This is a genomic window from Pseudomonas sp. UV AK001 (genome assembly GCF_046097675.1).
Taxonomy (GTDB): domain Bacteria; phylum Pseudomonadota; class Gammaproteobacteria; order Pseudomonadales; family Pseudomonadaceae; genus Aquipseudomonas; species Aquipseudomonas kribbensis.
The window spans coordinates 1-24863 of record NZ_JBJUVZ010000010.1 but is presented as its reverse complement, the minus strand read 5'-3'; the positions used below and the strand labels follow the sequence as shown (position 1 = coordinate 24863).

Genomic DNA, 24863 nt, shown 5'->3' with positions numbered 1-24863 from the left:
CTCGACGGTCTCAGTTCACAGCGGACGTCGCTTCGACATGACGCGGCAATGTCACCCGAATACGGGTGCCGCGCTGGCTCTGAACATCAGCCGGGCTGTCGATGGTGATTTGTCCATAATGCTCTTCAACGATGGAATAGACCAGTGCAAGGCCCAGACCGGTGCCTTCGCCAGGATCCTTGGTGGTAAAGAAAGGTTCGAACAAGCGGTCCATGATGCTCGACGGAATGCCGCTGCCTTCGTCCTCCACGATCAGATCGACCGTGTGTTCGCCGGCTTCGCTCTTGACCCGCACCGCACTACCGGCAGGCGAGGCGTCACGGGCGTTGGAGAGCAGATTGATCAGCACCTGGGCGAGCCGCTGCGGGTCGCCTTCGACCCAGTGATCGGGGTCGCACAGGTTGTAGAACTGGACTTCGAAATTGCGCCGGTTCAGGGCCAGCAGACCAATGGCATCCTGAGCCACCTCCGCCAGACAGACGGGCTCGTCACTGTGTTGATGGCTGCCGGCGTGGGCGAAACTCATCAGCGACTGGACGATGCGTGACACGCGTTTGGTCTGCTCGAGGATCTGGCCGCTGATTTCCGTCAGTTCGCCGTCTTCTTCGCGTTCTTCCCGAAGGTTTTGCGCAAGGCAGGCAATGCCGGTGATCGGGTTGCCGATTTCATGGGCCACGCCAGCTGCGAGTCGGCCGATGCTGGCCAGGCGCTCGGAGTGCACCAGTTTGTCTTCGAGCATTTGGGTTTCGGTCAGGTCTTCCACCAGCAATACAAGGCCGCTGTTGCCTGGCGCGAGAGGCTCGTCGATGGCCGCTTTGTGCAGGTTCAGCCAGCGGGTCTGGCCGTCGAGGGCCAGGTGCTGTTTGTGCAAATGTTCGTCGGGCAAGTTGATGAAGCCTTGCAGCAATTCTTTCCACGGATTGGCGATGGTGCTCAGGCGCGATCCTACCACCCGTTGCGCGGCGATCCCGGTCAGCTCTTCCATGGCCTTGTTCCACATCAGGATCTCCTGATCCTTGGCCAGCGAGCAGACGCCCATCGGCAGTTCCTGCAGGGTCTGGCGGTGGTAGCGGCGCAGGGCGTCGAGTTCGGCAGCCAGACCGGTGAGGCGCGAGTGATAGTCCTCGAGGCGGCTTTCGATGAAGTGGATGTCTTCGGTGACGTAGTTTTCGCCGCCGGCCTTGTACGGCAGGAAGGTTTCCACCATGTCCTGGGCGACGCTCGGGCCCATCAGACCGGACAGGTTGGCTTCGATCCGGTCGCGCAGTCGACGCAGGGCGTAAGGGCGGCGTTCATCGAACGGCAGATAGAGGTCGCGCAGAGCCTGCTCGACTTCCTTTTGCGCAGCCTTGGCGCCCAGCGGCTTGGCCAGTTGTGTGGCGAATTCCTGCGGCGAGGCGGCGTGCAGTTCCCGGCGTTGCGGGCGACGCACGTTATCCACAGCGCAGGCTTCGGCGGCGCTGGCCTCTTCCGGGCTGGCATTGGTGAACAGCGAAATCAAAGTGAACATCAGGACGTTGGCCGCCAGCGACGCAATAGCCGCCATGTGCCAACTGGTGTCGTCCAGCACGTAGATCATGTTCAGCAGCGGGATATAGAAACCCTGCAGATTGCCGACCAGCGGCAGCAGCATGGTCACCACCCATACCAGAATCCCCGCCAGCAGCCCGGCGATGAAGCCACGGCGGTTGGCGGTCGGCCAGTACAGTACCGACAGCACGCCAGGCAGGAATTGCAGGGTCGCGACGAAGGCGACGATGCCGAGGTTGGCCAGATCCTGTTCAGCGCCGAGCATCAGGTAGAAGCAGAAACCGGCCATGATGATCGCAACGATCAGCGCCCGGCGGGTCCATTTCAGCCAGCGGTAGATGTTGCCTTCGGCCGGTGGCTGGTAGAGCGGCAGCACCAGATGGTTCAGGGCCATGCCCGACAACGCCAGCGTGGTGACGATGATCAGGCCGCTGGCCGCCGAAAGGCCGCCGACATACGCCAGCAACGCCAGCGACTTGCTGTTGGCGGCAATGCCGATACCGAGGGTGAAGTATTCCGGATTGGTGGTGGCGCCGAGTTTCAGGCCGGCCCAGAGAATCAGCGGCACCGCCAGGCTCATCAGTAGCAGGAACAGCGGCAGGCCCCAGCTCGCACTCACTAGTGAACGCGGGTTGAGGTTTTCAGTGAAGGTCATGTGATACATGTGCGGCATCACGATCGCCGAGGCGAAAAACACCAGCAGCAACGTGCGCCACGGGCCCTCCTGCAGCGGCGTGTGCAGGGCGGCGAGGGCGGTCTGGTTCTGCAACAGCCACAGTTCAAGTTGTTGCGGGCCGTCGAACACACCGTACAGGGCATAGAGGCCGACGCCGCCGAGAGCGGCCAGTTTGATCACCGATTCGAAGGCAATCGCGAACACCAGACCTTCATGCTTTTCACGGGTGGCGATATGGCGCGAGCCGAAGAAGATGGTGAACAGGATGATCAGCGCGCAGAACGCCAGGGCCACGCGATTCTGCACCGGTTCGCCGGTGAGGATGCCGATGGAATCGGCCACGGCCTGGATCTGCAGGGCCAGCAACGGCAGTACGCCGATCAGCATGAAAATCGTGGTCAGCGCACCGGCCCAGGTGCTGCGGAAGCGGAAGGCGAACAAGTCTGCCAGCGACGACAGTTGATAGGTACGGGTGATCTTCAGGATCGGATACAGCAGCACCGGCGCCAGCAGAAACGCACCGGACACCCCGAGATAACTGGACAGAAAGCCGTAGCCGTACTGATAGGCCAGACCAACCGTTCCGTAGAACGCCCACGCACTGGCGTAAACCCCCAGCGACAGGGTGTAGGTCAGCGGGTGGCGAATGATCGCCCGCGGGATCATGCCCCGTTCACTGATCCATGCCACGCCGAACAACGCGGCCAGGTAGGCGGCGCTGATCAGCAGCATCTGGGTCAGGCTAAAGCTCATCGGCATCTTTTTGGCTCTGCAGGATGAAGGTCACGACAATCAGGATCAGCCAGAGCAGATAAGGGCGATACCAGGCGCCCGTAGCGTCGATCCACCAATCCATGATGGCGGGAGAAAACAGGTAGATCCCCACGACCAGAAGCAGGACCAAGCGATAGATGTACATCCCGGCCTCTCTTTTTTATGCGCGTGCCCGAAAACGTGCGGCGATGGTAACGGATGGGCGCGCCACTGCAAGTGTCGTCACAGCAGTTGCGCTTCGGGCAGGGTCAGTGTGCGCGGGATTTTCGTCGCATCCCAGTGGGCGCTGCCCCATTTCAGCAGCTCCTGCGGCGAGGCGTGGGCCAGCTCAGGTCCCGGCTCCTGCCCCAGCGCACGCAAGGCTCTCAGCAACAATGGCGTGGCCTGATCGGCCTCCAGCGGTGGCGAGCGGTAGGACTTGCCGAGCTTGTTGCCGTCCGGCTGGGTAATCAGCGGCAGGTGCAGGTAGCGCGGCTGGCGCAGGCCCAGCAGTTCTTGCAGATAGAGCTGGCGCGGCGTCGAGTCGAGCAGATCGGCGCCGCGCACGATGTCGGTGATGCACTGCCAGGCATCGTCCAGCACCACCGCCAGTTGATAAGCGTAGAGGCCGTCGCGGCGGCGGATCACGAAATCACCCACGTCGCGGCCCAGGTGCTGGCGGTATTCGCCCTGCACCCGGTCGATGAAGTGATATTCCAGCTCCGGCACACGCAGGCGGATCGCGGCGTCTTCCTGGCCATGGCCGGCATTGCGGCACAGTCCCGGATAAATGCCGTGGTACGGCTCCAGTTGTTTGCGCGAGCAGGTGCAGGCGTAGGCCAGACCGTAATTGAACAGGCTGTCGAGCACTTGCGCGTAGGCTTCATGCCGCTCGCTCTGGCGGACCATTTCGCCATCCCATTCGAAGCCATAGCTTTCCAGGGCCTTGAGAATCGCGGCTTGCGCCCCCGGCTCTTCCCGGGGCGGATCGAGATCTTCCATGCGCACCAGCCAGCGGCCGTTCACCGAGCGGGCATCCAGGTAAGAAGCCAGCGCAGCCACCAGTGAGCCGAAGTGCAGATGTCCACTGGGAGTCGGGGCGAAGCGGCCGATGTAGGCGGGGGAGGTGTTGGCAGTCATGAGGGCGATGTTACTTGAAGAGTAAAAAACGGCAGAAACAAAAACGGAGCGTTCGCACGCTCCGTTTCTCGTTCAGGTCGGGATTACTTGCCGACCTGCTTTTCCTTGATTTCCGCAAGGTTCTTGCAGTCGACGCACATGTCGGCGGTCGGGCGGGCCTCGAGGCGCTTGACGCCGATCTCGATGCCGCAGGAATCACACCAGCCGTACTCTTCGTCTTCGATCAACTGCAGCGTCTTGTCGATCTTCTTGATCAGTTTGCGCTCGCGGTCGCGGGCACGCAGCTCAAGGGCGAATTCTTCTTCCTGGCTGGCACGGTCGGCCGGATCAGGGAAGTTGGCTGCTTCGTCTTTCATGTGATCAACAGTGCGGTCGACTTCCTGCATCAAGTCCAGTTTCCACTTGGTCAGGATCTTGGTGAAGTGCGCGCGCATGGGCTTGCCCATGTACTCTTCGCCTTCGGCCGGAACGTAAGGTTCGAAACCGCTGATCGCCTGTTGCTGCTGTTGCTTTGCTTGGGTGGGCATGAAATGGACCGCCTCTACTCTTGTAATCCATTGCGCAGGATTGCTCCATCACCGACACCTGCCGGCCCTGCGGCTGCAAGCGGGCGAACTTACCAGATCAATTCGGCCCGCGCTACTCCCGGATGTCGAGCCCGCGGCCGGTGGTGCCTGCAAATGTTTGCCAAGCCATGTCTGGTGGTGCTGGAGACCTGACAATCACTGATTTTAGTCAATCCTGGAGCGTACGTTTGCCTTGTTACAGTCCAGCGTTCTTGAGGCTGTGACCGCTGCGGGTTCTCGCTCGTTCCGGCAGATGGGTAGAATCGTTTCTTTTCACTCGTTGAAGGAAGGCCAATGGCTCAGCCCTACAGTGCGCGCAGTCGTGCGATCGAACCGTTCCATGTGATGGCGTTGCTGGCGCGGGCCAATGAATTGCAGGCCGCCGGTCACGACGTGATCCACCTGGAAATCGGCGAACCGGACTTCACGACCGCCGAGCCGATCATCCGCGCCGGCCAGGCTGCGCTGACGGCGGGGAAAACCCGTTACACCGCCGCCCGGGGCATTCCCGAGCTGCGGGAGGCGATTTCCGGCTTCTACCAGACCCGTTATGGTCTGAATATCGATCCGCGGCGGATTCTGATTACCCCGGGCGGCTCCGGGGCGCTGCTGCTGGCCAGCGCGTTGCTGGTGGACCCGGGTAAACACTGGCTGCTGGCCGACCCCGGCTATCCGTGCAACCGGCACTTTCTGCGACTGGTCGAGGGAGCGGCGCAGCTCGTTCCTGTCGGGCCGGATGTGCGCTATCAACTGACGCCTGATCTGGTGGAGCGCCACTGGGATCACGACAGTGTCGGTGCGCTGGTCGCTTCACCGGCCAACCCGACCGGCACGATTCTGACCCGCGATGAGCTGGCGGGGTTATCCACAGCCATCAAGGCGCGGCACGGGCATCTGGTGGTGGACGAGATCTACCACGGCCTGACTTACGGCACCGATGCCGCCAGCGTGCTGGAAGTCGACGACAGCGCGTTTGTCCTCAACAGTTTCTCCAAATATTTCGGCATGACCGGTTGGCGCCTCGGCTGGCTGGTGGCGCCGGATGCGGCGGTCAGCGAGCTGGAAAAGCTCGCGCAGAACCTCTACATCAGCGCACCGAGCATGGCCCAGCATGCGGCGCTGGCCTGTTTCGAGCCGGACACTATCGCGATCCTCGAGGAGCGCCGCGCCGAATTCGGCCGTCGCCGTGATTTCCTGCTGCCAGCACTGCGGGAGCTGGGCTTCAATATCGCCGTAGAGCCGGAAGGGGCGTTCTACTTGTATGCCGATATCAGCCGGTTCGGCGGTGATGCCTTCGCGTTCTGCCGTCACTTCCTCGAAACAGAACACGTAGCGTTTACCCCGGGGCTGGATTTCGGTCGCTATCAGGCCAGTCACCATGTGCGCTTCGCCTACACGCAAAACCTCCCTCGCCTACAGGAAGCGGTAGAGCGGATCGCCCGTGGCTTGAAGAGCTGGCAAGGCTGATGCGCTTTTTTCCTCCTCTTGAAGAAGGCCGGTTGATCCGCCGTTACAAGCGCTTTCTCGCTGACATCGAAACCGTTGGCGGCGAGTTACTGACGATTCATTGCCCGAACACTGGCTCGATGCTCAATTGTCAGGTTGAAGGCGGCCAGGTCTGGTTCAGCCGCTCCAACGACCCCAAGCGCAAGCTGCCGGGTACCTGGGAAATCGGCGAAACCCCGCAGGGGCGGTTGTTCTGCGTGAACACCGGGCGCGCCAATGCGCTGGTCGAAGAAGCCTTGCAAGCCGGTGTCATCAGCGAGTTGAACGGTTTTACCGCGCTGAAACGCGAAGTAGCCTACGGACAGGAAAAAAGCCGCATCGACTTTCGCCTCGAATACCCGACAGGGCCGGCGTACGTGGAAGTGAAGAGCGTCACGCTGGGCTTTGACGGTACGGCGGTGGCGGCCTTTCCCGATGCGGTGACTGAGCGGGGCGCCAAGCATTTGCGTGAGCTGGCGCATTTGGCGCGCGACGGGATTCGGGCGGTGCAGTTGTACTGCGTGAATCTGACCGGTATCGAAGCAGTACGCCCGGCCGTGGAAATCGACGCTGCCTACGCCGCTGCCTTGCGTGAGGCGGTGGCGTCCGGCGTCGAGGTGTTGGCTTATGGCGTGCGGTTGAGCCATGAGGAAATGTTGATCGATCGCCGACTGGATGTATTGCTCGACGGTTAAACGTCGACCCACAGCCCTTGGGCATCTTCACGGCAATCGATGGCCATCAGCGATTGCCCGGCGCAAGGGCCCGCCACGCATTCACCGTCTTCGATCAAAAACAGTGCGCCGTGAGTAGCGCACTGAATCAGACTGTTGCTCGGGTCGAGAAACTGGTCGGGTTGCCATTCCAGCCCCACGCCTCGGTGCGGGCAACGGTTGAGGTAGACGTACGCCTTGCCGGCCCGGCGCACGGCGAACAGTTTGTTGCCGTCGATCTCGAACCCGCGGCTGGTGGCTTCGAGCAAATCGGCGCCCGTGCACAGAAACTTCATGGCTATCCTCAAGTGTCAGCTCGTGTCCGGATATGTCCGAGCTTGACGTTTAAATGCAAACAATTATCAAATGGCCGCCTTCGTCCGCCGCGCGGTGGCCGCTGCCGAGGATACTTGGCCTGCCGCCCCGATGCCCGGGAAAATCCTATAAAGGAAGCTGTCTATGCGCCTGAGTACCCGCGTTGCCGTGCTGTGTGTCGGACTTTTGGTCAGCCACCAGGCTGCAGCGGCCCAATTGCCGCAACGCTGGGTCAGTGCCGGTGGTGCATTGTCGGAATGGGTGAGTGCGTTGGGCGGCGAGGCGAAACTGGTGGGCGTAGACACTACCAGCCAGCATCCCGAGGCCCTCAAGTCGCTGCCGAGCATCGGTTATCAGCGCAGTCTGTCGGCGGAAGGCATCCTCAGCCTGCGACCGGACATCCTGATCGGCACCGAAGAAATGGGTCCGCCACCGGTGATCTCACAGGTTCGCAGTGCCAAGGTGCAGGTGGAGTTGTTCTCCGCTCAGCCAGACCTGCCGACGCTGGAAAAGAACGTCACCCATCTGGGCCGGTTGCTGGGCGCCGAGTCTCAGGCGACTCAGTTGCTGCAAAGTTATCAACAACAACTCGACGCACAGAAGGCACGCGTGGTGGCGGTGCAGTCGAAACAGAAAGCACCAGGTGTGCTGTTGCTGCTCGGACATGCCGGCGGCAAACCATTGATTGCCGGCAAGGACACCGCTGCCGACTGGATGCTGCGACAGGCGGGCGGACACAACCTGGCCACTCACACCGGCTACAAGCCGTTTTCCGTGGAGTCCCTGGCCGGGCTCGATCCTGAGGTGCTGGTGTTTGCTGACCGCGCACTGACCGGCGAGGCGGCGAAAGCGGCATTGTTCAAGGAAAACCCGATCCTCAATTCCAGCCGTGCGGCCAAGTCCGGCCGCGTGCTGGAGCTGGACCCGACGCTGCTGGTCGGCGGGCTCGGGCCGCGTTTGCCTGCTGCGTTGAAAACCCTGTCTGACGGTTTCTACCCGATCCAGAGCGGCCAATGACCACGCTGGTCAAACCCCGTGGCTTGTTCATCGGCCTGATTCTGCTGTGTCTGTTGGCGATCTGGTTGTCGCTGGCATTGGGGCCGGTCAGCCTGCCGCTGTTCGATACCTTGCGCGCGGCATTGCGCATGATCGGCGTGCCGCTGGCGCCGGACGGGCTGGAGCAGGCTGAGCTGATTCTCGGGCAGATTCGCCTGCCGCGGACCTTGCTCGGGCTGGCGGTCGGCGGCGTGCTGGCATTATCCGGTGTGGCGATGCAGGGCCTGTTTCGCAACCCGTTGGCCGATCCCGGGTTGGTTGGCGTATCCAGTGGCGCTGCTTTAGGCGCGGCGGTGGCGATTGTCGGTGGTTCGTTCTTCGGTGGTCTGCCGGAGTGGTTCGGCCCCTATCTGCTGTCTGTGTGTGCGTTTCTCGGCGGTCTTGGGGTGACGGCGCTGGTCTATCGGCTCGGCCGTCGCAACGGGCAGACCAATGTCGCGACCATGTTGCTGGCAGGTATCGCTCTTACTGCCCTCGCCAGTTCGGCAGTGGGGCTTTTTACCTATCTGGCAGACGATGCCACCCTGCGAACCCTGACTTTCTGGAACCTCGGCAGCCTCAACGGTGCGAGTTATGCGCGGTTGTGGCCGCTGCTGATCATCAGCGCCGGCGTTGCGTTGTGGCTACCGCGCCGGGCGAAGGCTTTGAATGCGTTGTTGCTTGGGGAGTCGGAAGCCGGGCATTTGGGGATCGATGTCGAGCGGCTCAAGCGTGAACTGGTGTTCTGCACGGCGCTGGGCGTCGGTGCCGCGGTGGCGGCGGCGGGGATGATCGGCTTTGTCGGGCTGGTGGTGCCGCATCTGGTGCGTTTGCTCGCCGGGCCGGATCATCGGGTGTTGTTGCCCGCGTCTGTGCTGGCTGGGGCCAGTCTGCTGTTGCTGGCGGATCTGGTAGCGCGGCTGGCACTGGCGCCGGCAGAGTTGCCAATCGGTATCGTCACCGCATTCATCGGCGCGCCGTTCTTCCTTTATCTGCTGCTGCGAGGACGTGCCTGATGCTGCGTGCCCACAATCTGCACATCCGTCGTGGCCGCAAGACGGTACTGGCGGACGTCAGTCTGCAATTGGAGCCGGGTGAGGTGCTCGGCGTGCTCGGTCCCAACGGTGCCGGCAAGAGCACGTTGCTCGGGGCGTTGTGCGGTGAACTGAGTGCCAGCGAAGGCAGTGTTCTTCTCGACGGTGAAAACATTGGCCATTGGAGTGGCACCCAGCGTGCGCAGCGGCTGGCGGTATTGCCCCAGGTATCGACGCTGGATTTCGCCTTTCGCGTCGAGGAAGTGGTCGGGATGGGGCGTTTGCCTTATCAGACCGGCAGAGTGCGCGACGACGAGATTGTTGCCGCCGCGTTATCGGCTGCGGATGCTGGTCATCTGAGTGGACGCAGTTATCTGGCGTTGTCCGGCGGCGAGCGCCAGCGGGTGCACCTGGCCCGAGTGCTGGCGCAGTTGTGGCCGGGGCACGCCGGGCAGACCTTGTTGCTGGATGAGCCGACTTCGATGCTCGATCCGCTGCATCAACACACTACGCTGCAAGCCGTGCGCGAATTTGCCGATCGCGGCGCTGCTGTGATGGTGATCCTGCATGATCTGAACCTGGCGGCGCGCTATTGTGATCGCATCTTGCTGCTTGAGGGTGGACGTCCTGTGGCACTGGACACGCCTCAGCAAGTGTTGCGCCCTGACTCGCTCAAGGCTGTTTTCGGTCTGGAGGTGTTGGTGCAGCCGCACCCGGAGCGCGGGCATCCGCTGATCATCGCCCGCTGATTTCGTCATCGAGGTGAAAGCATGCGTGGGATTTTGCTGTTTGCGGTGTTGTTGCTGGGCGGTTGCCAGCATGTCGCTCCGCCACCGGTCACTGGCGAGATTCGCGACCTGCGCAGCGGAACACTGATTACCCCGCAAGAATTGCTGACGCGTCTGGGTGAGCCGGCGCGGGTGATCGTCGGCGAGCAGCACGACAATGCCGATCACCATGCCGTGCAATTGTGGCTGCTGCAGAGTCTGGGCGAAAAGCGCCCACAGGGTAGCCTCTTGCTGGAAATGCTGACCCCCGATCAACAATCGCGTGTTGATGGTGTGCGGAGTGCACCAAAGCCTCCCGCTGATCTTCCGGTCGAGCTGGCGTGGCAGGAGGGTTGGGACTGGAATCTCTACGGGCCGATTGTCCGGTTTGCTTTCACGCAACCGTATCCGCTGCTGGCGGCCAATCTCGATAACAGTGAAATTCGTGCGTTCTATCGCCAGCCTCCGGTTCTGCAAGGGCAACGCAGTAACGCCGAGTCGGTGAAAAACGAATTGGCCGGGCAGATCAGTGATTCGCACTGTGGCTTGCTGCCTCAGTCGCAGATGCCGGCGATGTTGGCGGTGCAGCAGCAACGGGATCGGCGGATGGCGACAGGATTGTTTGCGGCGCCTGCGCCGGCGTTGTTGTTCGCTGGTGCGTTCCATGCGCGCAAGGATGTGGGTGTGCCGCTGCATGTGCTGGATCTGGGGGCGCCCGAAGCACCGGTGGTGCTTATGCTGGCGGAGCAGGGCAGCGAGGTCACGACGGCCATGGCCGATTATGTCTGGTTCACACCGTCCACGCCGAAACCGGATTATTGCGCCGAGATGCGCAAACAGTTCGGCCAATGACTTTCCTGCGGGCAAAAAAAGACCCGGAAAAACCGGGTCAAATAACCGTGATTAGCCTGATGAGGAGATAATCTGAGAGTCCGAACCAAGGGCTTTTCAGAATATCGACTGATCTCGCGACCAGTTGTGATAATCATAGCGATTCTCATTAACAAGTCAACGAGTGTTTTTCCATTTCTTCGGTTTTGTTTGGGGAAGGGCTGAAAAGCCCCGAAAACACTTCGCTTCAGCTTGGACGTTCAATTGCCGTGAGCTGCTTGTTGAGCTGGTCGATGCGCCGCGCCATGCTTTCGATCAGGCTGTGAGCAATTTTCGGATTGCTGCGGGTCATGCTCAGAAACTGATCGCCGGGAATCAGCATCACGGTGCTTGGTTCGCAGGTAACGACAGTTGCGTTGCGGGGTTCACCGGTGAATATCGCCATGGCGCCGAAAATTTCGTCCCTGGGCACTTCGCCAACCTTGTGTCCGTCGACGAAGGCTTGCGCGTGCCCCTCGATGATCACGAACACGTGATCGGCGGGATCGCCTTCGCGGATCAACACTTCTCCGGCTTCTACCCGTTTAAAGCCATTGGTGCTGCGAAACTCCCGTGGCTTCAGTTCGCCAATCGCATGGGCCAGCAGTGCCATTTGGCCCAACAGATAGTGCAGAAACTGCTCCGAGCGCGCGGGTTCTGAATACACATGCTGGAACAAATCACGTCGACGGAAGGGCAGTAAGCTCAATGGGCCGTCGGAGCAAAGAATGCAATCTGCCCAGTCAGGACCTTGCTGCAGGCCAGCCAGATCACCTTCTTGCCAATAGAACAGCGTCCGGCCACCGAAGCGGCCATTGATGACGCCCTCCGTCAGTAGAAACAGTTGATCGCCCGGCAACCGTGCCATCAGATCATCCGTGGTTTCCAGCTCCAGCACGGGCCCGCACGGTGCAAGGTCTTGCAGAAATTGACCGGGCAGGTTCTGCAAACGGTTGATCATTGATTCGGCCGGCGCCGATTGTTCCCCGAGCAGATACATGAACGTGGGTGCCCGTCAGTTCTTGTGGCGAGAGGAAATGGCTTCGAGCTGTTTGTTCAGAGCGTCCTTGCGTTCGGCGGGAATGTCGTTCCAGTGCACATCCATCAACGCCCCTTCGATCGCATACAGCAACACCTTCGACGCCCGGAATCCGCGCGTGCGCACGGCCCGATAGGCATCCACGGCGCCCAGGCGACGCAGATCCGAGGCGCTGTGGATGCCCACGGCATGCAGCCATTGCGCCGACGTCTTGCCAAGATTCTTCAGGTGTTGCAGTTCATCATTCATCAAGCCTCCTTGCGACGGCCGAATGGTGCGTGGGCGATCTTCTCAGGAGTGTAGCCATCAGTAGGAAAAGCGTGGTTGTTTGGTCGGATTCGACGCAAAAGCTTCTAAGAAAGGTCAGGTTTCACTGAGGAATCAGGATGGGGAGGGCGCGGGAAAGCACGAATAGCACGCTGTCCAGCGCAAAGCGGGGGCGCTGGACGGGTCAGCCTTTTGGTGGCTCAGCGGGTGCGATAGCGCAGGCGGGTGCCGAAATTCATCGACATCAGAATTTCGTCTGCACTCAGCTCCGGCGGGAAGTAAGCACCGGAAATCTGCGCGTGGGCCAGGCTCGCGCCTTCCAGGGATGCATTGCGAAAGTCGATACCGCGCAAATCAGCGGAACGGAAGTAGGCGTCCCGGAAATCCACGCCATCGGCGTTCAATTCACGCAGGTCGAGGCCACGGAAGTCACCGCCGACCATGTCGATCGGGCCGTCTTTCGGGCGTTCTTTGTTGAAACCGGTTATGTCGTCTTTGTGCAGCAAGGCATAAAGCGGGGTATCGAGAAGTTTCGGCTGGCTCATGTCAGATCACCTGTTGGTTTTATGACGCCAGTATAGTGCCACTATTTGACGGCCGTGAAGCGAGCGAGGGCTTCACGGCCGAAATAGTTTCTTACAGACCTGGCAGGCGCTGGCGGATTTGCGCCACGACGGTGTCCAGGGTGCCGGATTCGTTGGTCTGCACGCGTTTGCTGCGCAGGATTTCGTCCGGGGTCAGCGCTTCACGATTGGCCTGCTGGGCTTCGATCACGGCCAGTGTGGCGTCGGACGGATCCTTCTTGTCTGCCTGACGAATCGCCAGCCAGCTCTCGATCACGGCTTGTGGCGCGTTGCAGTCGAGGATCAGGAACGGCGTGCCGGTGGCCTCGGCAACCTCGGCTGCACTGTCACGCTGTTCGCGCTTGAGGTAAGTGGCATCGATCACCACCGGGAAGCCGGCGTGCAGGATCACTTCGGCGATTTCATGCAGGCGAGCATAGGTCGCGGTGCTGGCGTCGGCGCTGTAAATCCCGGCCTGAACATCATTGGCGACGGTTTGTTCGCCGAACAGACGTTTGCGCTCGACATCGGAACGCAGGCGAATTGCGCCCAGCGCCTCGACCAGACGCATGGCCACGTGGCTTTTGCCTACAGCAGATACGCCATGGGTGATCGCCATGAAACGCGAAGGAATGGTGCTGTAGCTTTCCGCCAGGTTGGCGTAGTTGCGGTACTGGCGCAGGGTGGTGGCGCGCTGCACCGGCGTCGCGTCGGCAGGCATGCTGAACAGCGCAACTTTTGCGCGGACCAGTGCACGGTAAGCCTTGTAGAAGTTCAACACTTCCAGACCCTGATAATCGCCGGTCAGCTCCAGGTACTGGCTGATGAAACGACGGGCCAGGGATTTCAGGCCGCGGTCTTCCAGGTCCATTGCCAGGAAGCCGGTGTCGGCCCAGACGTCGGTGAAGCGGAACGGCTCGTTGAATTCGATGCAGTCGAAGATCACCACTTTGCCATCGATCAGCGTGGCGTTGCCCAGGTGAATGTCACCGTGGCATTCGCGGGTGAAGCCTTCGGCCTTGCGCTGGGCGAACAGCGGCTTCAAACGTTCGAAGCTGCTTTCGGCCCAGGCTTGCAGGGCATCCAGTTGCAGCAGGTCGGCTTTGTCGCTGAGGAACGGCAGGATCTGCTCGAAGTTCTGACGAACCGGCGCCATCACGCTTTCCGGAGTACCAGCATCGTGCTCGGCCGGGACTTTCGGCGCGTTGAGGTGGAAACGGGCAATCTGCTCGGCCATTTCGTCGATGTGCGTGGTGGTCAGCTCGCCGTTGGCCTGCAGGGTGCTCAGCAGACCGGTCTGTGGGAACTGGCGCATTTTCAGCACGTATTCGATGGCCGGGCCTTCGCCACCCAGTTGCGGGGCTTCGACAGTGCCGGTGACTGGAATCACTTCCAGATACAAATCTTCGGTCAGGCGCTGGTTGAGGCGCAGCTCCTCGCCACAGAAGTGCTCGCGGGATTCGAGGCTGGTGAAGTCGAGAAAGCCGAAGTTCACCGGTTTCTTCACTTTATAAGCGTAAGGACCAGTGAGCAGGACCCACGAGATATGGGTTTCGATGACCTGAAACCCTTCGACAGGGTGCGCAAACAGGGCAGGGTTTTGCAGGGCGGCGATCAGGGACTGGCTCACAGGCGATCCTTCAGAGACTGGGGAAATTCGAGGCCGCCATTATGGCCGCTCGCCAGCCCGACGCAAACCTCGGAGCGCTCCTGTTGAGTATGAATAAAGTGCGTATAATCCGCCGCCATGACTCGTACTCGATCCCCCCGCACTCCTAAAAAACCACCTTCCCGGGGCCTGCGCCCATGGTTGGGCTGGGCCCTGAAACTCAGTCTGGTCGGCCTTGTGGTGCTGGCCGGCTTCGCCGTTTACCTCGATGCCGTGGTGCAGGAGAAGTTCTCCGGCAAGCGCTGGACCATCCCGGCCAAGGTATACGCGCGGCCGCTCGAGCTGTTCGTCGGACAAAAGCTGAGCAAGGACGATTTCCTCACCGAACTCGATGCCCTGGGCTATCGCCGCGAAGCCGTGAGCAACGGCCCCGGCGCTGCTGCCGTCAACGGCAATACTGTCGATCTGAACACCCGTGGTTTCCAGTTCTATGAAGGCCTGGAAAAACCGCAGCCGGTGCGCGTGCGCTTCTCCGGTGACTACGTGGCCGAACTCTCGGCGACGAACGGTTCGAAGCTGTCGGTGGTGCGTCTGGAGCCGCTGCTGATCGGCGGGATCTACCCGAAAAACCTTGAAGACCGGATTCTGATCAAGCTCGATCAGGTTCCGCCGTACCTGCTGGAAACCCTGGTCGCCGTGGAAGACCGGGATTACTACAGTCACTGGGGCGTGTCGCCGAAGTCGATTGCCCGGGCCATCTGGGTCAACACGTCCGGCGGCAAGATGACCCAGGGCGGCAGTACGCTGACCCAGCAACTGGTCAAGAACTTCTACCTCACCAACGAACGCAGCCTGACCCGCAAGCTCACCGAAGCGATGATGGCGATGCTGCTTGAGCTGCATTACGACAAGAAGGAAATTCTTGAGGCTTATCTCAACGAAGTCTTCGTTGGTCAGGATGGCCAGCGTGCGGTGCACGGTTTCGGTCTGGCCAGCCAGTTCTTCTTCGGCCAGCCATTGTCCGAGCTGAAACTGCATCAGGTCGCGCTGCTGGTCGGCATGGTCAAGGGCCCTTCCTATTACAACCCGCGCCGCAACCCGGAGCGGGCGCTGGAGCGACGTAACCTGGTGCTCGACGTGCTTGAGCAGCAGGGTGTCGCTTCCGCCGAACAGGTCGAGGCCGCGAAGAAAATGCCGCTGGGCGTGACCTCGCGCGGCAAGCTGGCCGACAGCTCGTTCCCGGGCTTCATCGATCTGGTCAAACGCCAGTTGCGTGAAGACTACCGCGACGAAGACTTGACCGAGGAAGGTCTGCGGATCTTCACCAGTTTCGACCCGATCCTGCAGATGAAAGCCGAAGCTTCGGTCAATGACACCTTCAAGCGTCTGTCGGGCCGCAAGGGCGCCGACGATGTGGAAGCCGCAATGGTCGTGACCAATCCGGAAACCGGCGAAGTCCAGGCAATGATCGGCAGCCGTCAGGCCAGTTACGCCGGGTTCAACCGGGCACTGGATGCGGTGAGACCGATCGGCTCGCTGGTCAAACCTGCGGTTTATCTGACCGCACTGGAAAAGCCGAGCCAGTACACGCTCACCAGTTGGCTGTCGGATGATCCGCTTTCCATCAAGGGCGCGGACGGTCAGGTCTGGAAGCCGCAGAACTACGACCGTCGTTCCCACGGTACGGTGTTCCTCTATCAGGGGCTGGCGCACTCCTACAACCTCTCGACCTCGCGTCTCGGCCTGGCGGTGGGTGTTCCGAATGTCCTCAAGACCATCGGGCGCCTGGGTGTAACCCGTGAGTTCCCGGCGTTCCCGTCGATGTTGCTGGGGGCCGGTGGCATGACGCCGATCGAAGTGGCGACCATGTACCAGACCCTCGCCAACGGTGGATTCAATACGCCGATGCGCGGGATTCGCAGCGTGCTGACCGCCGAGGGCGAGCCGCTCAAGCGTTATCCGTTCCAGATCGAACAGCGGTTCGATCCTGCCTCGATCTACCTGATCCAGAACGCCATGCAGCGCGTCATGCGTGAAGGTACCGGCAGCTCGGTTTACAACGTATTGCCCAAGACCCTGACACTGGCCGGCAAGACCGGTACCAGTAACGATTCACGCGATAGCTGGTTCGCCGGTTTCAGCCAGGATCTGCTGGCGGTGGTCTGGCTCGGACGCGACGATAACGGCAAGACGCCGTTCACCGGTGCCACCGGTGCATTGCAGGTCTGGACCAGTTTCATGCGCAAGGCCGACCCGCTGCCACTGGACATGCCACAGCCGGACAACGTGGTGCAGGCGTGGGTCGATTCGCGCACTGGCCAAGGCTCCGATGCCAACTGTCCGGGCGCCGTGCAGATGCCGTATATTCGCGGCAGCGAACCGCCACCCGGCGCCTCCTGCGCGGGCGAAAGCCCGGCCTCGAGCGAGTCGGTGATGGATTGGGTCAAGGGCTGGATGAATTAAGCGAAGAGGGTTTCAAGTGAACAAGTGGTTGATTCCAGCGGTGACCGCCGTGGCTTTGCTCAGCGGCTGCTCCACCGTACAGCGTGGTTCGATTCCGGTTGTGGATTCCGGCACTACCGTGTCCAACAGCGAGCGTCTTTCGGCCAATGGCGGCTTTCGCAAGACGACGGTGAAACGACCTGTGCAGGGTCAGGCGCAATCGCAGGCCATCCCGCAAGGCGATACCGGTGTAGTGGTCATGGTTCCTGGCGGCGCTGCGGCTTCGACACCGATCAGCAGCTCGCCGATCGTGCCGGGCCCGGCGTCCGGCGGTATCACCGCAGGGCCGTACAACCCTTCGCCGGTTGAATCGGCACCGATCAGCTCCGGCAGCTACAGCATGCCTTCGACGCCAAGCGGCATTCCTTCGGCCAGCAGCAGCGGCGGCGGTCTGTCTGCCGACGAGCAACTGGATGGGCCGGTGCTCGCCTTGCTGAGCACGGCGCAGCAACAGCAGGCCGGTGGCGACCTGAACGGCGCGTCCTCCAGCCTTGAGCGCGCCCAACGCGTAGCTCCGCGTGAGCCGCAAGTGCTTTACCGCCTGGCACAAGTGCGCATGGCCCAGGGCGACGCCCCGCAAGCCGAGCAAACCGCCCGCCGCGCGTTGACCATGGCCAACGGTCGTCCGGACTTGCAGGCCAGCCTGTGGGAACTGATCGCTCAGGCGCGTGAGAAACAAGGTGATTCCGCCGGCGCCGCCCTGGCCCGTCAGAAGGCCAAGGTTTCGCTGTGATGGACGCTCGCTTTTCGAAAGTCGCCGATCAACTGTTGTTGATCGAGCGCGAACTGCGTGCCCAGGGCTGGTGGGATGATGTCCAGCCTTCGGTCGAAGCCTTGAGCAGTGTCGAGCCTTTTTCGGTCGACACCCTCGATTTCGAACAGTGGCTGCAATGGATCTTCCTGCCGCGGATGAAGATGATCCTCGAACAGAACCTGCCATTGCCCAATGCTTCGGGCATTCAGGAAATGGCTGAAATGGTCTTCGCCCAGCGCAATCTGCAGGGCAAGGACCGGCAGTTGCAGGTGTTGCTCAAAGAGTTCGACCTGCTGATCACTGCTTCGCGCTGAACGGCCGACTGCCAGTGATCACTGGCAGTTTTCGGCGATCTGTTTCTGCGTCTCTGCGATACGCTCCTGACGTTGCGTATCGCTCAGACGACGCAACTCCCCCTCGGTCTCTTCCCTCAGGCGCGGATTGTTCTGCAACTGCGCCAGGTTCGTGCGCGCCTGTTCGCAAAAGGTCTTGAGCTGAGCCTGTTGCCCGGCGACCTGTTTTCTGACCTTGTCGTCGATGGCTTTCTGATCGCCCAGCGCGCCGCTGCCGGGCATTGCAGTCGGGCGCGGAGAGGGCGAGGTCGGCGTTTGCAGGGTGGTCGCCGATTGTCCCTGCGGCGGCTGCGCATCGAAGTGCGTAACACCTTGGGCATCGACCCATTTGTAGATCTGACCGGCCATGCACCAGGGGCTGAGGCCGATCAGCAGTATGACGAGGAGCGTTCGCATGCTGATTCCTTGGCAAAATTGCGCAATTGACGCTAACAGAGTAGCGCTTTTCAGGTTTTTTCTTGCGTTCTCATGTGCTTACCCACAATTAAGCACATTGACGGCTTGACTTGGAGAGGGCGAAACAGAAGAATCCAAAGTCCGCTGTACAGGGACTGCCAGAAGCAGACCCTCTCGGCAGATCATGAGGCGCATATCCGCGTCGACCTGTTACACCCGCAACGCGTTACCTCGCGCTGGGTGGGAAAGGCCCGCAACACTTGGGACGATCCCAATACTTGCTCAGTCAGTGCTGACGTAGTCGGCGACCACCGTCGCTCATGCTCTGCCGAGAAGTAAACCTATTAAGACCCGTTCGCCTTTTTGTGGACGGTATTCTGGCGTTTTAGAGGTGAACAACGTGGAGCTTTTATCTGGCGGTGAGATGCTCGTCCGCTTCTTGCGTGACGAAGGCGTCAAATATATCTACGGGTACCCGGGTGGTGCTCTCCTTCATGTTTACGATGCCCTGTTCAAAGAACCGGAAGTGACCCACATCCTGGTTCGTCACGAACAAGCGGCTACCCATATGGCTGACGGCTACGCCCGTGCCACCGGTAAAGCCGGCGTGGTATTGGTGACTTCCGGTCCAGGCGCCACAAACGCCATCACCGGTATTGCCACTGCCTATATGGACTCGATTCCAATGGTGATCATTTCCGGTCAGGTGCCAAGCACCATGGTCGGCACCGATGCGTTCCAGGAAACCGACATGATCGGTATCTCCCGGCCGATCGTGAAGCACAGCTTCATGATCAAGCACGCTTCGGAAATCCCGGAAGTCATGAAGAAAGCCTTCTACCTGGCGCAATCCGGTCGTCCGGGCCCGGTCGTGGTCGATATCCCGAAAGACATGACCAACCCGGCCGAGAAGTTCGAATACATCTTCCCGAAGAAAGCCAAACTGCGTTCCTACAGCCCGGCCGTTCGCGGTCACTCCGGGCAAATCCGCAAGGCGGCAGAAATGCTCCTGGCGGCCAAGCGTCCCGTGCTGTACTCCGGCGGTGGCGTGATTCTGGGCAACGGCTCCGCGCCGCTGACCGAACTGGCGCAAATGCTCAATCTGCCGGTCACCAATACCTTGATGGGCCTGGGTGGCTACCCTGGCACTGACCGTCAGTTCATCGGCATGCTCGGCATGCACGGCAGCTACACCGCCAACCTGGCGATGCACCATGCCGACGTGATCCTGGCAGTCGGTGCGCGTTTCGACGATCGCGTGATCAACGGCGCGCCGAAGTTCTGCCCGAACGCCAAGATCATCCACATCGACATCGACCCGGCTTCGATTTCCAAGACCATCAAGGCTGACGTGCCAATCGTTGGCCCGGTGGAGAGCGTCCTGACCGAAATGGTCGCGATCCTCAAGGAAATCGGCGAAACCCCGAACAAGGAAGCGGTCGCCAGCTGGTGGAAGCAAGTCGACGAGTGGCGCGGTGATCGCGGCCTGTTCCCTTACGACAAGGGTGACGGCAGCAAGATCAAGCCACAGACCGTGATCGAAACCCTGTGCGAAGTGACCAAAGGTGATGCCTTTGTGACCTCCGACGTGGGCCAGCACCAGATGTTTGCTGCGCAGTACTACAAGTTCAACAAGCCGAACCGCTGGATCAACTCCGGTGGCCTGGGCACGATGGGCTTCGGTCTGCCGGCTGCGATGGGCATTGCCTTGAGCTTCCCTGAGTCTGACGTTGCGTGCGTCACCGGTGAAGGCAGTATCCAGATGAACATTCAGGAACTGTCGACCTGCCTGCAATACGGTTTGCCGGTGAAGATCGTGATCCTGAACAACGGTGTTCTGGGCATGGTGCGTCAGTGGCAGGACATGAGCTACGGCAGCCGTCACTCGCATTCGTACATGGAATCGCTGCCTGATTTCGTCAAGCTGGCCGAGGCCTATGGCCACGTCGGCGTGCGCATCACCGAATCGAAAGATTTGAAGTCGAAGATGGAAGAAGCGTTCGCCCTGAAGGATCGCCTGGTCGTGATCGATATTTCGGTCGACACCAGCGAGCACGTCTACCCGATGCAGATCAAAGACGGCTCGATGCGCGATATGTGGCTGAGCAAGACGGAGCGTACCTAATCATGCGGCACATTATTTCCTTGCTTCTGGAAAACGAACCCGGTGCTTTGTCTCGCGTAGTCGGCCTGTTCTCGCAGCGCAACTACAACATCGAAAGCCTGACCGTGGCGCCAACCGAAGACCCGACCCTGTCGCGTCTGACGCTGACCACTGTCGGCCACGATGAAATCATCGAGCAGATCACCAAAAACCTTAACAAGCTGATCGAAGTGGTCAAGCTGGTGGACCTGTCGGAAAGTGCTCACATCGAGCGCGAACTGATGCTGGTCAAGGTCAAGGCCACTGGCGCCCAGCGCGCCGAGATCAAACGCACCACCGATATCTACCGTGGACAGATCGTCGACGTCAGCGCCAGCGTGTATACCGTTCAACTGACCGGTACCAGCGACAAGCTCGACAGCTTCATTCAGTCCATCGGCACCGCATCGATTCTGGAAACCGTCCGCAGCGGCGTTACCGGTATTGCCCGCGGCGACAAAGTACTCAGCATCTAAACCAAATTAGCGATTGGCCTGAACGGCCTGGATATAAAGGGGAAATTCATGAAAGTTTTCTACGATAAAGACTGCGACCTGTCGATCATCCAGGGCAAGAAAGTTGCCATCATCGGTTACGGCTCCCAAGGCCACGCACAAGCGTGCAACCTGAAAGACTCCGGTGTCGACGTTACTGTCGGTCTGCGTAAAGGTTCGGCCACCGTTGCCAAGGCAGAAGCCCACGGCCTGAAAGTGACCGACGTGGCTGCCGCTGTTGCCGGCGCCGACCTGGTCATGATCCTGACCCCGGACGAGTTCCAGTCCCAGCTGTACAAGAACGAAATCGAGCCGAACATCAAGAAAGGCGCCACCCTGGCCTTCTCCCACGGCTTCGCGATCCACTACAACCAGGTTGTTCCGCGTGCCGACCTCGACGTGATCATGATCGCGCCGAAAGCACCGGGCCACACCGTTCGTTCCGAGTTCGTGAAAGGCGGCGGTATCCCTGACCTGATCGCGATCTACCAGGACGCCTCGGGCAACGCCAAGAACGTTGCGCTGTCCTACGCCGCCGGCGTGGGTGGCGGTCGTACCGGCATCATCGAAACCACCTTCAAGGACGAGACCGAAACCGACCTGTTCGGCGAGCAGGCCGTTCTGTGCGGCGGTACCGTTGAACTGGTAAAAGCCGGTTTCGAAACCCTGGTTGAAGCTGGCTACGCGCCGGAAATGGCCTACTTCGAGTGCCTGCACGAACTGAAACTGATCGTTGACCTCATGTACGAAGGCGGTATCGCCAACATGAACTACTCGATCTCCAACAACGCTGAATACGGCGAGTACGTGACCGGTCCGGAAGTGATCAACGCCGAGTCCCGTCAGGCCATGCGCAACGCCCTGAAACGTATTCAGGACGGCGAATACGCCAAAATGTTCATCAGCGAAGGCGCAACCGGCTACCCTTCGATGACCGCCAAGCGTCGTAACAACGCCGCTCACGGTATCGAAATCATCGGCGAGCAACTGCGCTCCATGATGCCGTGGATCGGTGCCAACAAGATCGTCGACAAAGCCAAAAACTAAGTCTTCGACCCTTGTAAGAAAAAACGCGGCCTCGGCCGCGTTTTTTCGTATGGGCGGGCGGTTCTGGTATAAAGCTGCATCGTTTGTGGCCGAACCGTCGTCCCAGACACCTGTCGAAAATGTCCAATCCGTTGCAAGGTAATGTCCATGAGCGAACGTCCCGAAGAGCCGAACCAGGCTTCAGACGCCGAAAGCCTGCTGCCCATCGATGAACATGTCGAAGAAGGGCATGACGCAGAAGGTCGTAAAGTCCGGCATCGTGGTATCTATCTGCTGCCGAACCTGTTCACCACTGCGAACCTGTTCGCAGGGTTCTATTCCATCATCAATTCGATGAGTGCCCAGGCCGCCTTGAGCGCCGGGGATTCGGCGAATGCGAGCAAGTATTTCGCTTTCGCGGCCATCGCGATCTTCGTCGCCATGGTGCTCGATGGTCTCGACGGCCGCGTGGCACGCATGACCAACACGCAAAGTGCATTCGGTGCCGAGTACGACTCGCTGTCGGACATGGTTGCCTTTGGCGTCGCGCCGGCATTGCTGGCATTCGGCTGGGCCCTGGGTGACATGGGCAAGGTCGGCTGGATGGTCGCCTTCATCTATGTGGCGGGTGCGGCGTTGCGTCTGGCGCGCTTTAACACTCAGGTCGGCACTGCTGACAAGCGCTACTTCATCGGCCTGGCCAGCCCGGCAGCTGCCGGTGTGGTGGCGGGGATTGTCTGGGCATTCAGCGACTACGGAATCCAGGGTTCGAAGATGTCGTTCCTGGTTGCATTGATGGTAGCGGCTGCCGGCATGCTGATGGTCAGCAACATCAAATACAACAGCTTCAAGGAGCTGGATCTGAAAGGGCGCGTGCCATTTGTTGCGATTCTGGCGGTGGTGCTGGTGTTCGCCGTGGTGTTCAGTGATCCTCCGCGTATCCTGCTGTTGGTGTTCCTTGCCTATGCGGCTTCGGGCCCGGTGCAATACCTTTTGCATCTTCGTCGCCACAAAAACGTCGAGTGATGTAATTTCCCTCATACTCCGCAGTCTATGGGTGCATCTGTCCTCCAAAACTGCGGAGTTGTCATGCTGATCAAAATCCCCAAAGCGTCCGACTGCCACGAGTCGGACGTCACACCTGAATCCATTTATCTCTCGCGCCGACAATTGCTCGGTGCTGCGGCGGCCGGTCTGGCTGTGAGCAGTCTGCCGCGTTGGGCCAGTGCCGAAGAGGCCGCCCGTTATGCCGATGTCGAGTCCGGTAATGCGCCCGCCTGGTTTGCCGAGAAGCAGCCTTCCATTAAATGGGGGGCCGTAAACGTCAAGGATGAGGTGGTCACTCCTTATAAGGACGCGACCCACTACAACAACTTCTATGAGTTCGGTACCGACAAGGGTGATCCGGCGGCGAATGCCGGATCGCTGAAGACCGAACCGTGGAGTGTGGTGGTGGACGGGGAGGTGGGTAAACCGGGGCGCTATGCTCTGGAAGACTTCATGAAACCTTACCAGTTGGAGGAGCGCATCTATCGCCTGCGTTGTGTCGAGGCGTGGTCGATGGTGATTCCCTGGATCGGCTTTCCCATTTCGGCGCTGCTCAAGCAGGTAGAGCCAACGTCCAACGCCAAATACATCCGTTTTGAAACCTTGCAGGATCCCAAGAGCATGCCGGGACAGCGCTCGGGATTTGCCCTGATCGACTGGCCTTATGTAGAAGGGTTGCGTCTGGATGAGGCGATGAATCCGTTGGCGATCCTGGCTGTGGGCATGTACGGCCGGGAATTGCCAAATCAGAACGGCGCGCCGTTGCGTCTGGTGGTGCCATGGAAGTATGGCTTCAAGAGTGTCAAATCCATCGTGCGTATCAGTCTGGTCAGTGAACAGCCGAAGACGACCTGGCAGAGCATTGCGGCGGATGAATACGGTTTCTATGCAAACGTGAACCCGACGGTTGATCACCCTCGCTGGACCCAGGCCCGGGAGCGACGCCTTCCCAATAGTCTGTTCAAGCCGAATGTGCGTGATACGCAGATGTTCAACGGCTACTCGGATGAAGTCGCTTCTTTATATACAGGGCTCGATCTGCGGAAGAATTACTGATGCGATATCCATTCTGGCGCATAGGCGTATTCATTGCGGCAGCGATCTGGCCGTTGTGGTGGTTCTATCAGGCCTTTGAGGATCTGCTCGGACCGGATCCCGGAAAAGTGCTGGTCGATCGGCTTGGGCTTGGGACACTGGTGTTGCTGTTGATCACGCTGAGCATGACGCCGTTGCAGAAACTGACGGGGTGGGCAGGGTGGGTCGCTGTTCGCCGGCAGTTGGGGCTCTGGTGTTTTGCGTATGTGGTTTTGCATTTGTGCAGCTATATGGCATTCATCCTGGGTTTCGACTGGTCGCAACTGGGCGTTGAGTTGCGCAAGCGTCCGTACATTATTGTCGGCACGCTGGGGTTTCTGGGGTTGCTGGCATTGGCGGTGACGTCCAATCGTTATAGCCAGCGTCGTTTGGGTGGGCGCTGGAAGAAGTTGCATCGCCTGGCGTACCTGATTCTCGGGCTTGGATTGCTGCATATGCTGTGGATTGTGCGGGCAGACCTTAAGGAGTGGGCGATCTATGCCTTTATAGGTGTAGCGCTTTTAATACTGCGTGTGCCTTTGGTGGCTCGTCGTATCCCGCGTTTGCTGGGTAAACGACAGGTTCTGCAAGAAAAACGAAATTAAGGGTTGACGGCAGATTTTGAGTCTCTATAATTCGCCCCACTTCCGGCGCGGTCGAAACGGAAAACTCCTTGAGATTCAATGAGTTATGTAAGTTTCGAGAGCGGATG

General features: G+C 60.2%; 25 protein-coding genes. 15 read left to right on the top strand and 10 right to left on the bottom strand.

The features are described from left to right. Nucleotides 1-10 precede the first annotated feature (10 nt). The 4 genes from ACKLNA_RS23630 to dksA all read right to left on the bottom strand — a co-directional run bounded on the left by ACKLNA_RS23630 (nt 11) and on the right by dksA (nt 4626). Complete coding sequence (locus tag ACKLNA_RS23630; protein ID WP_248740426.1) at nt 11-2965, bottom strand: sensor histidine kinase; 2955 nt, start codon at nt 2963-2965, stop codon at nt 11-13. Further along, the gene (locus ACKLNA_RS23625; RefSeq protein WP_003176118.1) at nt 2949-3125 is read right to left on the bottom strand and encodes a hypothetical protein; all 177 of its coding nucleotides are present in this window, start codon (nt 3123-3125) and stop codon (nt 2949-2951) included. Before ACKLNA_RS23625 ends, ACKLNA_RS23630 begins: the two co-directional genes overlap by 17 nt. Nucleotides 3126-3202: 77 nt before the next feature. Next, nucleotides 3203-4099, bottom strand: a complete 897-nt coding sequence (gene gluQRS, locus ACKLNA_RS23620; RefSeq protein WP_408987265.1) for a tRNA glutamyl-Q(34) synthetase GluQRS — start codon at nt 4097-4099, stop codon at nt 3203-3205. 83 nt (nt 4100-4182) lie between these two features. Further along, a complete protein-coding gene (gene dksA / locus ACKLNA_RS23615; RefSeq protein ID WP_085712147.1) occupies nt 4183-4626 on the bottom strand; it encodes an RNA polymerase-binding protein DksA in 444 nt (147 codons plus the stop codon). Nucleotides 4627-4959: 333 nt separating this feature from the next. Here dksA and ACKLNA_RS23610 point away from each other — a divergent pair, with 333 nt between their 5' ends. Together ACKLNA_RS23610 and sfsA are read left to right on the top strand one after the other, a co-directional pair. Next, nucleotides 4960-6132 carry a pyridoxal phosphate-dependent aminotransferase gene (locus ACKLNA_RS23610; RefSeq protein ID WP_408987264.1) on the top strand — a complete coding sequence of 391 codons (1173 nt, stop codon included), beginning with the start codon at nt 4960-4962 and terminating at the stop codon, nt 6130-6132. Further along, the gene (gene sfsA, locus ACKLNA_RS23605) at nt 6132-6845 is read left to right on the top strand and encodes a DNA/RNA nuclease SfsA (protein WP_408987263.1); all 714 of its coding nucleotides are present in this window, start codon (nt 6132-6134) and stop codon (nt 6843-6845) included. The genes ACKLNA_RS23610 and sfsA overlap by 1 nt, the downstream gene beginning before the upstream one ends. Here the strand turns inward: sfsA and ACKLNA_RS23600 are convergent. Beyond that, nucleotides 6842-7159, bottom strand: a complete 318-nt coding sequence (locus ACKLNA_RS23600; protein WP_408987262.1) for a Rieske (2Fe-2S) protein — start codon at nt 7157-7159, stop codon at nt 6842-6844. The two genes, sfsA and ACKLNA_RS23600, sit on opposite strands and share 4 nt — an antisense overlap. A 163-nt stretch (nt 7160-7322) precedes the next feature. On the opposite strand from ACKLNA_RS23600, the gene ACKLNA_RS23595 reads away from it, so the two are divergent. The 4 genes from ACKLNA_RS23595 to ACKLNA_RS23580 are packed head-to-tail and all read left to right on the top strand — an operon-like array spanning nt 7323 to nt 10866. Further along, the gene (locus ACKLNA_RS23595; RefSeq protein ID WP_408987261.1) at nt 7323-8195 is read left to right on the top strand and encodes a hemin ABC transporter substrate-binding protein; all 873 of its coding nucleotides are present in this window, start codon (nt 7323-7325) and stop codon (nt 8193-8195) included. A 50-nt stretch (nt 8196-8245) separates the two neighbouring features. Beyond that, entirely contained in the window at nt 8246-9229 is a 984-nt protein-coding gene (locus ACKLNA_RS23590) for an iron ABC transporter permease (protein ID WP_170931651.1), read from the top strand. Next, complete coding sequence (locus ACKLNA_RS23585; RefSeq protein WP_408987260.1) at nt 9229-9996, top strand: heme ABC transporter ATP-binding protein; 768 nt, start codon at nt 9229-9231, stop codon at nt 9994-9996. The genes ACKLNA_RS23590 and ACKLNA_RS23585 overlap by 1 nt, the downstream gene beginning before the upstream one ends. 21 nt (nt 9997-10017) lie before the next feature. After that, nucleotides 10018-10866: a ChaN family lipoprotein gene (locus tag ACKLNA_RS23580; RefSeq protein ID WP_408987259.1), complete on the top strand. Its 849-nt coding sequence runs from the start codon at nt 10018-10020 to the stop codon at nt 10864-10866. A gap of 226 nt (nt 10867-11092) precedes the next feature. Here ACKLNA_RS23580 and ACKLNA_RS23575 read toward each other — a convergent pair whose 3' ends face one another. The 4 genes from ACKLNA_RS23575 to ACKLNA_RS23560 form a co-directional block, all read right to left on the bottom strand. Beyond that, on the bottom strand, nt 11093-11884 hold the full coding sequence (locus ACKLNA_RS23575) for a Crp/Fnr family transcriptional regulator (RefSeq protein WP_408987258.1): 792 nt from the start codon (nt 11882-11884) through the stop codon (nt 11093-11095). Nucleotides 11885-11899: 15 nt separating this feature from the next. Continuing rightward, nucleotides 11900-12172 (bottom strand): TfoX/Sxy family protein, encoded by a 273-nt coding sequence (locus ACKLNA_RS23570; RefSeq protein ID WP_003228231.1) that lies wholly within the window; start codon nt 12170-12172, stop codon nt 11900-11902. Nucleotides 12173-12390: 218 nt separating this feature from the next. After that, nucleotides 12391-12735, bottom strand: coding sequence for a pentapeptide repeat-containing protein (locus tag ACKLNA_RS23565; protein WP_085712138.1), 345 nt, complete (start codon nt 12733-12735; stop codon nt 12391-12393). Nucleotides 12736-12826: 91 nt separating this feature from the next. Further along, complete coding sequence (locus ACKLNA_RS23560) at nt 12827-14383, bottom strand: AAA family ATPase (RefSeq protein WP_408987257.1); 1557 nt, start codon at nt 14381-14383, stop codon at nt 12827-12829. A gap of 117 nt (nt 14384-14500) precedes the next feature. Between ACKLNA_RS23560 and mrcB the strand changes: the two genes are divergently transcribed. Genes mrcB through ACKLNA_RS23545 form a run of 3 tightly spaced genes read left to right on the top strand, consistent with a single transcriptional unit; the run spans nt 14501 to nt 17932 of the window. Continuing rightward, on the top strand, nt 14501-16825 hold the full coding sequence (gene mrcB, locus ACKLNA_RS23555; protein WP_248743751.1) for a penicillin-binding protein 1B: 2325 nt from the start codon (nt 14501-14503) through the stop codon (nt 16823-16825). A 16-nt stretch (nt 16826-16841) separates the two neighbouring features. Further along, the gene (locus tag ACKLNA_RS23550; protein WP_408987256.1) at nt 16842-17597 is read left to right on the top strand and encodes a tetratricopeptide repeat protein; all 756 of its coding nucleotides are present in this window, start codon (nt 16842-16844) and stop codon (nt 17595-17597) included. Then, a complete protein-coding gene (locus tag ACKLNA_RS23545) occupies nt 17597-17932 on the top strand; it encodes a YqcC family protein (protein ID WP_114885549.1) in 336 nt (111 codons plus the stop codon). The genes ACKLNA_RS23550 and ACKLNA_RS23545 overlap by 1 nt, the downstream gene beginning before the upstream one ends. Nucleotides 17933-17950: 18 nt before the next feature. Here the strand turns inward: ACKLNA_RS23545 and ACKLNA_RS23540 are convergent, their stop codons facing one another. Continuing rightward, nucleotides 17951-18367: a DUF4124 domain-containing protein gene (locus ACKLNA_RS23540; protein ID WP_408987255.1), complete on the bottom strand. Its 417-nt coding sequence runs from the start codon at nt 18365-18367 to the stop codon at nt 17951-17953. A gap of 400 nt (nt 18368-18767) precedes the next feature. Here ACKLNA_RS23540 and ACKLNA_RS23535 point away from each other — a divergent pair, with 400 nt between their 5' ends. The 6 genes from ACKLNA_RS23535 to msrQ all read left to right on the top strand — a co-directional run bounded on the left by ACKLNA_RS23535 (nt 18768) and on the right by msrQ (nt 24756). Beyond that, a complete protein-coding gene (locus tag ACKLNA_RS23535) occupies nt 18768-20492 on the top strand; it encodes an acetolactate synthase 3 large subunit (RefSeq protein ID WP_134828122.1) in 1725 nt (574 codons plus the stop codon). 2 nt (nt 20493-20494) lie between these two features. Then, nucleotides 20495-20986, top strand: a complete 492-nt coding sequence (ilvN, locus tag ACKLNA_RS23530) for an acetolactate synthase small subunit (RefSeq protein ID WP_003205610.1) — start codon at nt 20495-20497, stop codon at nt 20984-20986. A gap of 48 nt (nt 20987-21034) precedes the next feature. After that, nucleotides 21035-22051 carry a ketol-acid reductoisomerase gene (gene ilvC / locus ACKLNA_RS23525; protein ID WP_007959661.1) on the top strand — a complete coding sequence of 339 codons (1017 nt, stop codon included), beginning with the start codon at nt 21035-21037 and terminating at the stop codon, nt 22049-22051. 147 nt (nt 22052-22198) lie between these two features. After that, nucleotides 22199-23056, top strand: a complete 858-nt coding sequence (gene pssA, locus ACKLNA_RS23520) for a CDP-diacylglycerol--serine O-phosphatidyltransferase (protein WP_085712132.1) — start codon at nt 22199-22201, stop codon at nt 23054-23056. 63 nt (nt 23057-23119) lie between these two features. Next, entirely contained in the window at nt 23120-24133 is a 1014-nt protein-coding gene (msrP, locus tag ACKLNA_RS23515) for a protein-methionine-sulfoxide reductase catalytic subunit MsrP (protein ID WP_408987254.1), read from the top strand. Further along, entirely contained in the window at nt 24133-24756 is a 624-nt protein-coding gene (msrQ, locus tag ACKLNA_RS23510) for a protein-methionine-sulfoxide reductase heme-binding subunit MsrQ (protein ID WP_408987253.1), read from the top strand. The genes msrP and msrQ overlap by 1 nt, the downstream gene beginning before the upstream one ends. Nucleotides 24757-24863 lie beyond the last annotated feature (107 nt).

Bases quoted from the DNA above. Each gene is read 5' to 3' on its own strand.
- ACKLNA_RS23630 (WP_248740426.1), bottom strand. From the start codon at position 2,965: ATGCCGATGAGCTTTAGCCTGACCCAGATGCTGCTGATCAGCGCCGCC.
- ACKLNA_RS23625 (WP_003176118.1), bottom strand. From the start codon at position 3,125: ATGTACATCTATCGCTTGGTCCTGCTTCTGGTCGTGGGGATCTACCTG.
- gluQRS (WP_408987265.1), bottom strand. From the start codon at position 4,099: ATGACTGCCAACACCTCCCCCGCCTACATCGGCCGCTTCGCCCCGACT.
- dksA (WP_085712147.1), bottom strand. From the start codon at position 4,626: ATGCCCACCCAAGCAAAGCAACAGCAGCAACAGGCGATCAGCGGTTTC.
- ACKLNA_RS23610 (WP_408987264.1), top strand. From the start codon at position 4,960: ATGGCTCAGCCCTACAGTGCGCGCAGTCGTGCGATCGAACCGTTCCAT.
- sfsA (WP_408987263.1), top strand. From the start codon at position 6,132: ATGCGCTTTTTTCCTCCTCTTGAAGAAGGCCGGTTGATCCGCCGTTAC.
- ACKLNA_RS23600 (WP_408987262.1), bottom strand. From the start codon at position 7,159: ATGAAGTTTCTGTGCACGGGCGCCGATTTGCTCGAAGCCACCAGCCGC.
- ACKLNA_RS23595 (WP_408987261.1), top strand. From the start codon at position 7,323: ATGCGCCTGAGTACCCGCGTTGCCGTGCTGTGTGTCGGACTTTTGGTC.
- ACKLNA_RS23585 (WP_408987260.1), top strand. From the start codon at position 9,229: ATGCTGCGTGCCCACAATCTGCACATCCGTCGTGGCCGCAAGACGGTA.
- ACKLNA_RS23580 (WP_408987259.1), top strand. From the start codon at position 10,018: ATGCGTGGGATTTTGCTGTTTGCGGTGTTGTTGCTGGGCGGTTGCCAG.
- ACKLNA_RS23575 (WP_408987258.1), bottom strand. From the start codon at position 11,884: ATGTATCTGCTCGGGGAACAATCGGCGCCGGCCGAATCAATGATCAAC.
- ACKLNA_RS23570 (WP_003228231.1), bottom strand. From the start codon at position 12,172: ATGAATGATGAACTGCAACACCTGAAGAATCTTGGCAAGACGTCGGCG.
- ACKLNA_RS23565 (WP_085712138.1), bottom strand. From the start codon at position 12,735: ATGAGCCAGCCGAAACTTCTCGATACCCCGCTTTATGCCTTGCTGCAC.
- mrcB (WP_248743751.1), top strand. From the start codon at position 14,501: ATGACTCGTACTCGATCCCCCCGCACTCCTAAAAAACCACCTTCCCGG.
- ACKLNA_RS23545 (WP_114885549.1), top strand. From the start codon at position 17,597: ATGGACGCTCGCTTTTCGAAAGTCGCCGATCAACTGTTGTTGATCGAG.
- ACKLNA_RS23540 (WP_408987255.1), bottom strand. From the start codon at position 18,367: ATGCGAACGCTCCTCGTCATACTGCTGATCGGCCTCAGCCCCTGGTGC.
- ilvN (WP_003205610.1), top strand. From the start codon at position 20,495: ATGCGGCACATTATTTCCTTGCTTCTGGAAAACGAACCCGGTGCTTTG.
- ilvC (WP_007959661.1), top strand. From the start codon at position 21,035: ATGAAAGTTTTCTACGATAAAGACTGCGACCTGTCGATCATCCAGGGC.
- pssA (WP_085712132.1), top strand. From the start codon at position 22,199: ATGAGCGAACGTCCCGAAGAGCCGAACCAGGCTTCAGACGCCGAAAGC.
- msrP (WP_408987254.1), top strand. From the start codon at position 23,120: ATGCTGATCAAAATCCCCAAAGCGTCCGACTGCCACGAGTCGGACGTC.
- msrQ (WP_408987253.1), top strand. From the start codon at position 24,133: ATGCGATATCCATTCTGGCGCATAGGCGTATTCATTGCGGCAGCGATC.